Below are 13875 nucleotides of genomic sequence, written 5' to 3'. Positions count from 1 at the left end.
CCATTCAGCGCTTAATTTAACCTTTTAATGATTTACTTATGAATTTTGAGTCAAATGCTCATTTTAGTAATTTTTCTACAATCTATTGGATCAAATAAAACCATTAGTGTATGATCTCGGGAATTTGCCAAATTTTCGGATTAGAGGTGCTAAATCTCCCGAAAATACTAGCGGTGATGAAGTAAACGGGATGTAAATTAATAATTACGACCCGTTTTTTATAGGGTTTTGGAGCTTAGCTTGCGAAAAAACCTTGGGTTGTCCTTAATTAGGAGGTTGACTTGGCTATTTCTGCTCTTTTGGTGTTAGAAGACGGTTCTGTTTTCAAAGGCACATCTATTGGAGCTTCTGGTGTTTCTGTCGGTGAAGTGGTGTTTAATACATCCATGACAGGTTATCAGGAGATATTAACTGACCCTTCATATGCTGAACAAATTATTACCTTAACTTATCCCCACATAGGTAATACTGGCACGAATGAAGAAGATGTGGAATCTACAAAAATTTGGGCTAAAGGCCTAATTATTCGAGACCTTCCTTTATTAGCTAGTAACTTCCGTAATCAATCTTCTCTTTCTGACTATTTGAAAGATAACAACATTCTTGGCATCGCTGATATTGATACTCGTCGATTGACTCGTATTCTTCGCGATAAAGGTGCCTTGAAGGGGTGTATCGTTACTGTTGATGAATTTAATCAAGATGATGTTTCGGAAGCATTGAATGCTGCTAAAGCTTTTCCGGGGTTGAAAGGGATGGATCTCGCTAAAGTGGTTACTACAACGACTACCTATCCATGGCAAGATGGCGTTTGGTCGCTAGAAAATGGATATGCGGAAAATGTAGAAGATTGTAAGTTTCACGTAGTTGCTTATGATTTTGGTGCCAAACATAATATTTTACGTATGTTAGTAGATAGAAGTTGCCGTTTAACGGTAGTGCCTGCTACAACACCTGCTGAAGAAGTATTGGGCATGGAACCGGATGGCATCTTTTTGTCCAATGGACCAGGTGATCCTGAGCCTTGCGATTACGCCATTGCTGCCATCAAAACCTTTCTGGAAACAGAGATTCCGATTTTCGGGATTTGTCTGGGCCATCAACTATTAGCGTTAGCTAGCGGCGCAAAAACCGAAAAAATGAAGTTCGGTCACCACGGAGCTAATCATCCCGTTAAAGATTTGAAGGGTGATGTGGTTATGATTACTAGCCAAAATCATGGTTTTGCCGTGGATGAATCTTCTTTGCCTGATAATTTAGAAGTAACTCACGTATCTTTGTTTGATAAGTCTTTGCAGGGCATACGCAGAAATGACAAACCGGCATTTAGTTTTCAAGGACACCCTGAAGCAAGTCCAGGTCCCCATGATGCAGCTCCCTTGTTTGACCATTTTATTGAGCTGATAGAAAAATCGAAATCAGCAACAACTTCAACTTCAGCTTGATACCGAGAGAAAGAATACTATGCCAAAACGTACTGATTTAAAAAGCATTCTGATTCTGGGGGCTGGTCCAATCGTTATTGGACAAGCTTGCGAATTTGATTACTCAGGAGCTCAAGCCTGTAAAGCTCTGCGTGAAGAAGGGTATCGGGTTATTTTGGTTAACTCCAATCCAGCCACTATCATGACCGACCCAGAAATGGCAGATGCAACTTATATAGAGCCTATCCACTGGGAAGTGGTAAAACGCATTATTGAAAAAGAACGTCCTGATGCTATTTTACCCACCATGGGGGGGCAAACCGCATTGAACTGCGCCCTTGATTTAAATAAACATGGCGTATTGGACGAATTTTCAGTAGAAATGATCGGTGCAACTGCTGATGCAATTGATAAAGCGGAAGATCGCGAGCGTTTCGACAAAGCAATGAAATCAATTGGCTTAGCATGCCCTAGAGCTGAAATTGCGCATACCATTGAACAAGCACATGATGTACTAAGTCGCATTGGCTTTCCTTGTATCATCAGACCTTCATTCACTATGGGGGGTTCTGGTGGCGGTATCGCTTATAACGTGGATGAATTTGATGAAATTTGTCGTCGTGGCTTAGACCTTTCACCAACCAGTGAACTATTGATTGATGAATCGCTAATTGGTTGGAAAGAATATGAAATGGAAGTGGTACGGGATAAAAGCGATAATTGCATTATTGTTTGTACCATCGAAAACTTTGACCCCATGGGCGTTCATACCGGTGACTCTATTACGGTTGCCCCAGCGCAAACTCTTACTGATAAAGAATTTCAAATCATGCGTAATGCTGCGATGGCCGTATTACGTGAGATTGGTGTTGAAACCGGCGGTTCAAACGTACAATTTGGTGTTGATCCTAACACCGGACGTATGGTCATCATTGAAATGAACCCTCGAGTGTCTCGTTCTTCTGCTTTGGCCTCAAAAGCTACCGGTTTTCCGATAGCTAAAGTTGCGGCTAAATTGGCCATTGGTTATACCTTGGATGAACTTGCTAATGACATTACAGGAGGCTTAACGCCTGCATCCTTCGAGCCTGCTATTGATTACGTTGTTACCAAAATACCACGTTTTAACTTTGAAAAATTCGCGGGTGCAAACGATCGCTTAACCACACAGATGAAATCTGTGGGGGAAGTCATGGCAATCGGTCGTAATCTACAAGAATCGTTGCAAAAAGCGTTACGTGGTTTAGAGGTTGGTGTTAACGGTCTCAATCCTATTATCGATATTGACGATCCGGAAAGCGAAGAAACCATTATACGTGAACTCAGGGAACCAGGCGCAGAACGCATTTGGTTTATTGCGGATGCAATGAGAATGGGTATGTCAGTGGATCAAGTATTTGCTTTGACCAATATCGACCGCTGGTATTTAGTTCAGATTGAAGAACTAATCAATCTAGAAAAACAGGTTTCAGAAATTGGCTTAACGGGTATCGATTTAGATATGATGCGTATTCTTAAGCGCAAAGGATTTGCAGATTCTCGTTTGGCTGAATTAACCAATGTGGCTGAAAGTGACGTGCGCGAAGTTAGGCACTCAATGGAGGTTATGCCTGTCTATAAGCGTGTTGATACCTGTGCCGCTGAGTTTTCTACTAGCACCGCATACATGTATTCCACTTATGATGAAGAGTGCGAATCGAATCCATCTGATAAAGATAAAATTATGGTTCTAGGTGGCGGTCCGAATCGTATTGGCCAGGGTATAGAATTTGATTACTGCTGTGTTCATGCCGCTTTAGCTATGCGTGAAGACGGTTATGAAACCATTATGGTTAACTGTAACCCGGAAACGGTTTCAACCGATTACGACACCTCTGATCGACTTTATTTTGAATCTGTTACCCTAGAAGACGTACTTGAAATTGTGCGCATTGAAAAGCCTGTTGGGGTCATAGTGCAGTATGGTGGGCAAACCCCATTAAAACTTGCTCGTGATTTAGAAGCGGCAGGGGTGCCAATAATTGGAACTCCTCCTGATGCGATTGATAGAGCCGAAGATCGTGAACGTTTCCAGCACATGGTTAACAAATTGAATCTAAAACAACCAGCAAATTGCACCGTCAGCAATATGGAACAAGCGTTGGTTGAAGCGGAAAAAATTGGTTTTCCATTAGTTGTGCGTCCTTCCTATGTACTAGGTGGTCGAGCGATGGAAATTGTGTATGACTTGAAAGATTTAAAACGTTACTTGAATGAAGCAGTAAAAGTATCTAATGATTCACCCGTATTACTAGATCGATTCCTTGATGACGCTATAGAGGTTGATATAGACGCCATGTGTGATGGTGAAAACGTGGTAATCGGGGGCATTATGGAGCACATTGAGCAAGCTGGTGTTCACTCTGGTGATTCTGCATGTTCTCTACCTCCTTACTCATTGAGTCAAGAAATCCAAGATGTCATGCGTAAGCAAGTGAAAGATATGGCACTAGAGCTTGGTGTTGTGGGTTTAATGAATACACAATTTGCTGTGAAAAATGGTGAAGTATATTTAATTGAAGTGAATCCACGAGCTGCTCGCACGGTTCCATTTGTGTCTAAAGCAACAGGAATGGCACTTGCAAAAATTGGTGCTAGGGCAATGGTAGGTCAATCACTGCCTTCTCAGGGTGTAACGGAAGAAATTATTCCGCCGTTTTATTCGGTGAAAGAAGTCGTGTTGCCATTTGCTAAGTTCCAAGGTGTGGATCCCTTGTTAGGTCCTGAAATGCGCTCTACGGGCGAAGTAATGGGTGTGGGTGATACCTTTGAAGAGGCTTATGCTAAAGCAAATTTAGGGGCAAGTGCACCAATTCCACAAAAAGGAAAAGCGCTCATTTCTGTTCGTCACAACGATAAAAATCGTGTTGTCGAACTTGCACGTAAAATGATTGAAAAGGGCTTTAGTTTAGAGGCAACTTCAGGTACAGCTAAACAGTTAAATGATGTTGGCATAACCTGTAGTGTCGTAAATAAACTAACGGAAGGTCGACCTAATATTGTTGACGCCATTAAAAATGGTGAATATTGCTATATAGTCAACACTACCGAGGGTCGTAAGGCGATCAATGATTCTGTCTATATTCGTCGTGAAGCTTTGCTTAATAAAATCACCTATACCACAACGCTAAATGCTGCATTTGCAACCGTGAATGCACAAGCTGCGGATGATCGTGCAAATGTTAACTCGGTGCAATCTTTACACCAGAGAGTTAACGAACGCTAAACTTGTGGTAAACTAAGTATACTTTCTAGAAAAAAGTGCGCATTCACTGCGCACTTTTTAATTAACCTCAATACAAACAAAAGCACATATAAGTGAGCGTTGATCAATGAATCAATATCCAATGACAGCAAAAGGCGCAGAAATGTTGCGCGAAGAGCTTAATGAACTTAAATCTGTTAAGCGACCACAAATCATTCAATCCATAGCTGAAGCTAGGGAGCATGGTGATTTAAAAGAGAACGCCGAATATCACGCGGCCCGTGAACAACAAAGTTTCTGTGAAGGCCGAATTCAAGATATCGAAGGCAAGTTATCTAATGCACAAATTATTGATGTAACTAAGATACCAAATAACGGAAAAGTTATTTTTGGTGCTACTGTTACCATTATTAATGTTGATTCCGATGAAGAAACAACCTACAGAATCGTTGGCGATGACGAGGCAGACATTAAAAATAACTTAATATCAGTGAATTCACCTATTGCACGTGGATTGATTGGTAAAGAAGAAGATGACATTGTGACCATTCAGACGCCCGCCGGCACAGTGGAATACGAAGTATCACAAGTTGAATATATTTAATTTCAAGGTTACGACTGTTCGAATTAAAGAATAATTCAGATTGAATATAGTCTGTTTTGGCTGGTTAGGTTTTTAGGATGCCAGCCAAAATATTCACCTCATAAGCTAATATTCCGCTTTATCCCCACTATGTCTTATTTTTGGCAGCTTCTCGCCAAACCCAAGCCAATACAATTAAGCTTAAAATCCACAAAGGTAAGTCTCCCCATCGTCGATAAGGGGTAGAGCCTGAAGTACTGGCTATCTCAGCGGATAATACGCCTGCTTGGAATTGCGGTAAACGACTAATTACTTCTCCGTCATAACCGATGAACGCGGTAATACCATTATTGGTTGCCCTTAGAACTGGTAATCCAAACTCTTTTGCTCGCACTTGGGCAATTTCTAAATGCTGATCTGGGCCATGGGAGCGGCCAAACCACGCATCGTTGCTCACTGTAATAATAAAATCCGTCTCCGGCGTTAAATTTGCTGCTATTTGTCTAGGAAATGCAATTTCGAAACAGATTGCGGGTGCTAAATTAATACCATTTGCGATTAAGTTAGGCTGTAAGTAGTCTCCTCTTGTAAAGGACGACATGGGTAAATCAAAAATGGGGGCTAGCTCTCTTAACCAGCTTTCGAATGGTATGAATTCTCCAAAAGGCAATAAATGATGTTTATCGTAGCGATTTGCGTGCAAATAATGATATTGACCAGAGGTATCTGAAGGGCTTTTTTTACCTAGCGTAATCAAATTATTAAATGCTTGTCGTGAATCATAATTATAATTGACAATACCGGTAATTAAACTTGAGTCATTATTGGCAGCTTGTGTGTCTAAGTCATGTAAAAATGACTCAGCTGTTGACTCTAGTCGTGGAATCGCTGCTTCAGGCCATATAATAAGTTCATTGTGCCAATGTTCTTTAGTTAATTTGAGATATTTTGTCATAGTTGGGACTTCTTCTTCTGGCGCCCAACGCATTTCTTGCTTAATGTTGCCCTGTACCATTGCTATGGAGAAACTGTTTGTTTTTGCACTCACCCATTCAACTGCATTTAAAGCCCAACCACTGATTAAAACGACACCAGTTAACGCTACAGAAGGAATAACCGTTTTTTGTTTGATACTAAGTGCTATAGAACTACAGATGGCGATCAATAAAACACTTACGCCTGTTTCACCTAAAACTGGCATCCATCCGGATAAGGGGCCTGATAGTTGACTGTAACCTATTGATAGCCAGGGAAACCCAGTGAATAACCAGCTCCGGACAAATTCGCATAAAAACCAAATAAAAGGTGCTAGTAAAGGCCAAAAGCGCGGCTGACAATAACGTTTCAGAACAAAACAAAACAAGCCAGGATATAACGCTAAAAAACTACAGAGCAAAATCATTAGCCCGACGGAGCCAACCAAGGGGAGGCCTCCAAAGTCAGCAATGCTAACGTGAACCCAGGAGATTCCAGCCCCGAACCAACCTAAACCAAATGCAAATCCAGTTTTAAACCCTGATTTACTTAACAGTAATCGATAAAACAATCCTGTTAGTAAAATCGGCGTTAAAAACCAAAGTGAAAAAGGTGCATAACTAAACGTCAGTAAAGCACCGAATAAAAGAACAGCAATATAGTGCAGCATGGCTTTTTTAAACTTAGTCTTCTTTGTTTGGTAAGGTCACTTTTAGTTGTAACAAGCGGCGTTTATCGGAATTCGTAATTTTAAAAACCAAACCATCTATCTCGATCTCATCTTCAGTCATTGGCATATGACCAAAGGCTTTCAATACGATCCCACCAATAGTATCAGCTTGTTCTACATCGTAATGGGTTTCGAAAAATTGATTGAAATCTTCAATGGGGGTGAGGGCTTTCACAGAGTAGGTGTAAGTATTTAGTGGACGAATATCATCAGACTCATTTTCATCGATATCATGTTCATCTTCTATTTCACCTACAATCAACTCTAGAATGTCTTCTATTGTAACTAGACCAGATACACCACCGTATTCATCAACGACAATAGCCATGTGGTAGCGCTCTTGACGAAACTCTTTAAGTAACACATCCACCCGTTTGCTCTCGGGCACAATTACCGCAGGTCTTAACACGTCTTTTAGATGGAATTCTTTTCCTGGAATAAATGCATAAGCCAATAAATCTTTGGCTAACAAAATCCCTTCAATGTGATCTTTGTCTTCGTTGATGACAGGGAAACGTGAGTGGGCAGATTCGAGCATGACAGGAAGAAACTCTTCTACTGATTCGTCAACGTTGATGGTCATCATTTGTGCCCGTGGGATCATAATATCCCTAACACGCATCTCGTTCACTCCCATCACACCTTCAATCATCTCTCTGGTTTGAGGGTCAATTACTTCTCGCTGCTCAGCATCGGAAATAATATCAACTAATGCTTCTTTACTTTTCGGTTCTGCGTTAAAAGTTTGTACTATTTTATCTAGCCAGCTTTTATTCGTAGAACCGCTAGTAGAGTGGGGGTTGTCTTCGCTCATAATGTCTTTTTTAGGTTCCTTGGATCACTATATTTAATGATCTTGATAGGGGTCGTCAATGCCTAATTTTGCTAAAATTTGCACTTCTAGACTTTCCATAATTTTTGCATCGTCATCATGTTCATGGTCAAACCCAAGTAAATGAAGGCTTCCATGGACAATCATATGTGCCCAATGATCTAATAATTGCTTATTCTGTTGTTTAGCTTCTTTATCAACGATATCTGCACAAACCACTAAATCCCCTAAAAAATTAAGTTCTATTTCAGCAGGGGACTCAAAAGGAAAGGATAAAATATTCGTTGGTTTATCCTTTTCTCGATAAGTTGCATTTAATTGTTGGCTTTCCTCAGGGGAAACAATTCTGATAGTTAATTCCGTTTCTTCAATTTTTTGTTCGGCTAATGCGAATTGAAGCCACTGTTCAAACTGTTCTGTTGTAGGTAAATTAGTATTTTCACAGGCAATTTGAATGTCTAAGTCAATTTTCACTTAATTGGTTTCTCATTGTCGCCTTTGCCATTGAGTTCTGCTTGTTTAAGATGCTTAGCTTTTTCTTGCGCAGATTCAAACTCTTCATATGCTCGCACAATTCGAGCTACTACTGGGTGCCTTACCACATCATTAGCAGTGAAAAAGTTGAAGGAAATATCTTGAACATCCTTTAATACGTCGATGGTATGACGCAATCCAGAACGAACCCCCCTGGGGAGATCTATTTGTGTAATGTCACCCGTTATCACTGCACGTGAATTAAAACCAATTCGAGTTAAAAACATTTTCATTTGTTCTACAGTGGTATTTTGGCTTTCATCTAAGATGATGAAAGCGTCGTTCAATGTCCGTCCACGCATATAGGCCAAAGGTGCTACTTCAATAACGTTACGTTCAATTAATTTTTCGACTTTTTCAAAGCCTAACATTTCAAACAGTGCGTCATAGAGTGGGCGTAGGTAAGGATCAACTTTTTGAGATAGATCACCTGGTAAAAAACCGAGTTTCTCACCAGCTTCAACTGCGGGACGAGTTAACAATATTCGGCGTATTTCTTGGCGCTCCAACGCATCCACAGCACAAGCAACAGCTAAATAGGTTTTACCTGTACCAGCAGGGCCCACACCAAAACTGATATCATGGTTCAAGATATTGGAAACATATTGGCTTTGATTAGGGTTTCTGGGTTTAATAACACCTCTACGGGTTTTTATATGCACTTCTTTACCGTAGTGTCCCGCTTCTGCTTTTTCTAAACATTTCGCTTCTTGAATGGCTAGATGAACTTGGTCAGACTCCAAAATTGGAATTTTACCCTTTATAGGTTGAGTTTCGATATAAAGTAATTTAAGTAGTTGTGCAGCGCCATTACTTTGTGACGGATCACCTAGTACTTTAAATTCATTATTGCGGTAAGTAATTTCCACCCCTAAACGGCGCTCTATCTGTTTTATGTTGTCGTCTAAAGGCCCGCATAAGCTCGATAAACGTTTGTTATCTGCGGGTTCTAAAAATACTTCGTTGCTGACAATAGTACTCAAAATTAAAATTTACCTTTTTAATTAAAATTAATGTGATACGGGAGAAAATTTTTGTACACCTAACGGGTTATCATTTGTACTTTGTTTTGACAAAATAGTTTTAGGTGCAATGCTGACTCTTAAGCCCATATCTTTTTCACGTCTGACAACGTCTCCTCGCAAAGAGTTCGCAAATACATCGGTAATTTTGACGTCGATAAATTCGCCAATCATATCGGGTGTGCCTTCAAAGTTAACCACTCGATTATTCTCAGTTCGACCGGATAATTCCATTGGATTTTTCTTAGAAGGACCTTCAACTAAAATACGTTGTTCTGTATTAAGCATATTTCTGGCTATTCGCAAGGCTTGTTGATTAATTCTACTTTGTAAAATTTGTAATCGTTGTTTCTTAGTTTCTTCACTGACATCATCGGGCAAATCTGCCGCAGGGGTGCCGGGGCGTGCACTGTAAATAAAACTGAAACTCATATCAAAATCAATTGCTTGAATTAAATCCATCGTTGCCTGAAAATCTTCGTCGGTTTCGCCTGGGAAACCAATAATAAAGTCTGATGACATACACAGGTTAGGTCGAATCTTTTTAAGTCTACGAATTTTAGATTTAAATTCAATTGCCGTGTGGCCGCGTTTCATCAAATTTAGAATGCGGTCAGCACCACTTTGCACCGGTAAGTGCAGGTGATCAACCAATTCTGGAATAGAAGCGTAAGCTTCAATTAGATCTTCAGTGAATTCAACAGGATGGGAAGTGGTGTAGCGGATCCTATCAATACCGTCGATGGACGCAATTAATTCAAGCAATTCTGCAAAAGTACAAATGCTTTCATCGAAATGAGGCCCTCGAAACGCATTCACGTTTTGACCTAATAGGTTAACTTCACGTACGCCTTGTTCTGCAAGTTGCGCTACTTCAAGCAAGACATCATCCACTGGGCGACTGACTTCTTCGCCTCTAGTGTATGGCACTACACAAAAGCTACAATATTTAGAACAACCTTCCATTATGGATACAAAGGCGCTTGGCCCATCTGCTTTAGGTTCCGGTAACCGATCGAACTTTTCGATTTCGGGAAAACTGACATCGATTACTGACTTACTGCCACCTTGTATCTGATTGATCATTTCGGGTAATCGATGCAAAGTTTGTGGGCCAAATATTAAATCGACAAAAGGAGCCCTTTGTCTAATGGTGGTTCCTTCTTGGGAGGCAACACAACCACCAACACCAATTATTAGTTCAGGTTTATCTTTTTTCAGGTTTTTCCAACGGCCTAATTGGTGGAATACTTTTTCTTGGGCTTTTTCGCGAATAGAGCAAGTATTTAACAAAATAACATCCGCGTTTTCTGCTTCGTCAGCAAGCTCATAACCATGAGTAGAATCAAGTAGATCGGCCATTTTTTCCGAATCATACTCGTTCATTTGACAGCCCCACGTTTTAATGTATAACTTTTTGCTCATATTGCGTTTTCAAACCCTACTATTTATATGTCATTTAGACGCCACTGCGGCCTGCCTATGCAAGACCAACTTCTTGTATACTAGCTTAAGCGAACCGCCTATTTTAACGCTATTTGCTCATAGGATCTAGCTCTCATCTGTTATTTAACTGACGTATCATGTTTATACTTAAATTTTTTAATATTTCCCTGAATAAATAGACATTAATTCAGTATGATATAGTAAATAAAGTTAATTCAGCGTGATGTGAAGATATGTTTGATGTCGGTATAGTGGGGGGGGGAATGGTAGGTGCTGCAACGGCTGTTGGGCTAGCAAAGCAGGGGCTCAAAGTTGTTGTTTTTGAAGTCAAATTACCCTCCGAATACTCACCAGAACAACCACCGGATATGCGGGTATCTGCAATTAATCTCAAAGCGCAATCCCTATTACATTCTTTAGGCGTTTGGCAAGATGTAGAATCTAAACGAATTTGCCCATTTAAAAGAATGTTGGTTTGGGAGGAGGATAAAGGCGCAACGCAGTTTGATAGCAGTGAAATAAACCAAGGACAATTGGGGTTTATTGTTGAGAATCGATTGATTCAGTTGGCATTACTAAATCGGATCCGTGCTTTGCCAAACATTACATTGGTGAGTGGAGTAACGATTAAAGGTATTGAGAGTGGTAGGCCAAATATTATTCGCACTGGGAACAATCTATCCTATGAGTGTAAAATGCTTGTTGGTGCAGATGGAGGAAACTCTCAGGTCCGCAATGCGTTAAATATTGGCCAGCAAGGTTGGCAATACAAACAACATGCATTGGCTATCAATATAAAATTGGCGGACGCTATACAGCAAGATATTACTTGGCAACAATTTAAGCCTTCAGGCCCTGTGGCATTTTTACCATTGTATGATGGTTTTGCATCCTTAGTTTGGTATGACTCGGCAGATAGAGTGGCAGAATTAAAACGTTTAAATTCGAGTAGTTTAAAAGCACAAATATTAGGGCATTTCCCCGACAAATTGCGGGACTTCGAAATACTTCAAACTGCAAGTTTTCCTCTAACCCGCATGCATGCAAACCAGTATTACAAAGGTAACAGTGTGTTAATTGGCGATGCCGCTCACACCATAAACCCATTGGCAGGACAGGGGGTGAATTTAGGTTTTCGTGATGTGTCAGTGTTTTTAGAGTGCCTCAGTGGATGGGATATTAGCGAAAACTCAGTCCAACCCTTGCTAAAACAATATGAAAGTAAGCGAAAATCGTCTAATTTACTTATGATGTCTACCATGGATGCAATATACGCGGCATTTAGCAATGACAATTTGCCTTTAAAACTATTTAGAAACCTTGGATTAAATTTGGCCGACAAAGCTGGGCCAATTAAAAAGCAGGTGATGAAGGTGGCACTGGGATTGACCTAAACCAGCGCCAATCCAGCGGAGAAGAGAGGTTATTTGCCCCAGATTCCTTTTTCAGTTTCACCTTGGATCTCACAGTCACCGTTTAGATATTCTGGCTTTTGACCTTTTTTACGCTTTTCAAAATAATCCTGACTAATCGAAACGATAGTGGGTGTCATTAACACTATGGCAATAATATTAATAAAAGTCATCAGCCCCAACGCCATATCAGCCATTGCCCAAACTTTGGGAAGTGATGCCATGGATCCCCAAAATATCATCAATAAATAACCGGCAGTATAAACCCAGCGCCCTACTTTGTTATCTAGTTTAAACATATGCAGATTACTTTCACCGTAAGCATAATTTGCTACAACAGAGGTAAATGCAAATAAACTAATAGCAGCGGCAACAAAGTCCCCACCAAATTCACCTAGGTGACTACCCATAGCATCTTGCGTTAAGCGAATGCCCTCCATTTGCTCACTGCTTGATCCCCCAGCTAACAATATGACAACAGCAGTGCAGGTACACAAAATCATTGTATCGATAAACACTCCAAGCATTTGTACGTAACCTTGGGAAACTGGGTGATTAGGATTGGGTGACGCTCCAGCTGCTGCATGAGGTACACTTCCTGAACCAGCTTCGTTTGAATAAAGACCGCGTTGAATACCATTCTTTATTGCTGCACCTAAAGCCCCAGCAGCCGCTTCGTGCAAACCAAATGCGGAAGATACAATATCTGAAATCATTGCCGGAACAAGATCAAAATTAGCAATAGTAATACCTAGGGTTACTAGAACGTATGAAATAGCCATAAATGGCACTATCCACTCTGCGAATCTTGCTATTGCACGCAGTCCACCGACTACTATCATTCCAGCCATCAGGATAATAACCAGACCAGAATAATGGGTGGGGATTTCATAGGCGTGATTTAAAGCATCGGTAATTGTATTTGCTTGTACCGCACTAAAAATAAATCCATATCCTAGAAACAGAAATAATGAAAACAACACAGCTAACCAGCGTTTATTTAAGCCTTGTTGTATGTAATAGGCGGGACCACCGCGAAATTCACCGTTAATATCTCTTACTTTATATAGTTGGCCTAATACGCTTTCTGCAAAGCCGGTAGCCATGCCTAGTAAGGCAATCATCCACATCCAGAAAATCGAGCCTGAGCCACCGAGTGAAATGGCAACTGCTACACCAGCCAAATTTCCGGTTCCAACTCGAGCAGAAAGACTTGTGCACAATGCCTGAAATGAACTTATACCGGATGAATCGCTTTGGGTGCTGTTTTTCATGATGCTAAACATGTGCCCAAAATGTCGGAATTGTAAAAATCCTAATCGCACAGTGAACCATATTCCAGCACATACCAACATTAGGGCAAGTATTGGAACATAAAAACTAGATTGCTCCCCCTCAGTTTCCCATAGAACACTCAACCCTCGGTTCCATAATAAATCGTTTATGAAACTAACTATGTCGTTTATCACGCTAATCCTTAGTTGCTTATAATTATTATAGGTTCAGTTTGAAGTGATCTGGTTCCCATGTAAAGAGAAGGAATGCTAACAATTTGCAAGCAATAAAAAAGCCCAAGACAAAATCTTGGGCTTAAATATGGCTGGGGTAGCTGGATTTGAACCAACGAATGGCGGGATCAAAACCCGCTGCCTTACCGCTTGGCTATACCCCAA

At 40.6% G+C, this 13875-nt stretch carries 10 protein-coding genes and 1 tRNA gene; 4 read left to right on the top strand and 7 right to left on the bottom strand.

All coding sequences use genetic code 11. The features are described 5' to 3' along the window. Window positions 1–281: 281 nt before the first annotated feature. From carA to greA, 3 genes are all read left to right on the top strand, one after another. Complete coding sequence (carA, locus tag Q4574_RS14075; protein ID WP_303474783.1) at window positions 282–1445, top strand: glutamine-hydrolyzing carbamoyl-phosphate synthase small subunit; 1164 nt, start codon at window positions 282–284, stop codon at window positions 1443–1445. 19 nt (window positions 1446–1464) lie between these two features. Next, entirely contained in the window at window positions 1465–4689 is a 3225-nt protein-coding gene (gene carB, locus Q4574_RS14070; RefSeq protein WP_303474782.1) for a carbamoyl-phosphate synthase large subunit, read from the top strand. A gap of 106 nt (window positions 4690–4795) precedes the next feature. Next, the gene (gene greA, locus Q4574_RS14065) at window positions 4796–5272 is read left to right on the top strand and encodes a transcription elongation factor GreA (RefSeq protein ID WP_303474781.1); all 477 of its coding nucleotides are present in this window, start codon (window positions 4796–4798) and stop codon (window positions 5270–5272) included. 127 nt (window positions 5273–5399) lie between these two features. On the opposite strand, the gene lnt is transcribed toward greA, so the two are convergent. From lnt to miaB, 5 genes are read right to left on the bottom strand one after another with little or no spacing between them, the layout of a single operon-like run. Further along, entirely contained in the window at window positions 5400–6896 is a 1497-nt protein-coding gene (lnt, locus tag Q4574_RS14060; protein ID WP_303474780.1) for an apolipoprotein N-acyltransferase, read from the bottom strand. 13 nt (window positions 6897–6909) lie between these two features. Then, on the bottom strand, window positions 6910–7770 hold the full coding sequence (corC, locus tag Q4574_RS14055; RefSeq protein WP_303474779.1) for a CNNM family magnesium/cobalt transport protein CorC: 861 nt from the start codon (window positions 7768–7770) through the stop codon (window positions 6910–6912). A 33-nt stretch (window positions 7771–7803) separates the two neighbouring features. Then, on the bottom strand, window positions 7804–8262 hold the full coding sequence (gene ybeY / locus Q4574_RS14050; RefSeq protein ID WP_303474778.1) for an rRNA maturation RNase YbeY: 459 nt from the start codon (window positions 8260–8262) through the stop codon (window positions 7804–7806). Continuing rightward, window positions 8259–9305, bottom strand: a complete 1047-nt coding sequence (locus Q4574_RS14045; protein WP_303474777.1) for a PhoH family protein — start codon at window positions 9303–9305, stop codon at window positions 8259–8261. Before Q4574_RS14045 ends, ybeY begins: the two co-directional genes overlap by 4 nt. A gap of 27 nt (window positions 9306–9332) precedes the next feature. Next, window positions 9333–10769, bottom strand: coding sequence for a tRNA (N6-isopentenyl adenosine(37)-C2)-methylthiotransferase MiaB (gene miaB / locus Q4574_RS14040; RefSeq protein ID WP_303474776.1), 1437 nt, complete (start codon window positions 10767–10769; stop codon window positions 9333–9335). Between the two features lie 254 nt (window positions 10770–11023). Here miaB and Q4574_RS14035 point away from each other — a divergent pair, with 254 nt between their 5' ends. Further along, window positions 11024–12184: an FAD-dependent oxidoreductase gene (locus Q4574_RS14035; RefSeq protein ID WP_303474775.1), complete on the top strand. Its 1161-nt coding sequence runs from the start codon at window positions 11024–11026 to the stop codon at window positions 12182–12184. Window positions 12185–12213: 29 nt separating this feature from the next. Here the strand turns inward: Q4574_RS14035 and Q4574_RS14030 are convergent, their stop codons facing one another. Then, entirely contained in the window at window positions 12214–13671 is a 1458-nt protein-coding gene (locus Q4574_RS14030; RefSeq protein ID WP_303474774.1) for a sodium:alanine symporter family protein, read from the bottom strand. A 128-nt stretch (window positions 13672–13799) separates the two neighbouring features. Further along, window positions 13800–13874 (bottom strand) — tRNA-Gln (locus Q4574_RS14025). Window position 13875: the final 1 nt, after the last annotated feature.

The sequence above is a fragment of the Aliiglaciecola sp. 3_MG-2023 genome (assembly GCF_030548205.1).
Taxonomy (GTDB): Bacteria; Pseudomonadota; Gammaproteobacteria; order Enterobacterales; family Alteromonadaceae; genus Aliiglaciecola.
This window is presented reverse-complemented; position numbering and strand designations above follow the sequence as displayed.

What these genes read in the sequence shown, in the direction of transcription:
- lnt (WP_303474780.1), bottom strand. Translation starts at nt 6,896, where the DNA reads ATGCTGCACTATATTGCTGTTCTTTTATTCGGTGCTTTACTGACGTTT.
- Q4574_RS14035 (WP_303474775.1), top strand. Translation starts at nt 11,024, where the DNA reads ATGTTTGATGTCGGTATAGTGGGGGGGGGAATGGTAGGTGCTGCAACG.
- carB (WP_303474782.1), top strand. Translation starts at nt 1,465, where the DNA reads ATGCCAAAACGTACTGATTTAAAAAGCATTCTGATTCTGGGGGCTGGT.
- corC (WP_303474779.1), bottom strand. Translation starts at nt 7,770, where the DNA reads ATGAGCGAAGACAACCCCCACTCTACTAGCGGTTCTACGAATAAAAGC.
- greA (WP_303474781.1), top strand. Translation starts at nt 4,796, where the DNA reads ATGAATCAATATCCAATGACAGCAAAAGGCGCAGAAATGTTGCGCGAA.
- miaB (WP_303474776.1), bottom strand. Translation starts at nt 10,769, where the DNA reads ATGAGCAAAAAGTTATACATTAAAACGTGGGGCTGTCAAATGAACGAG.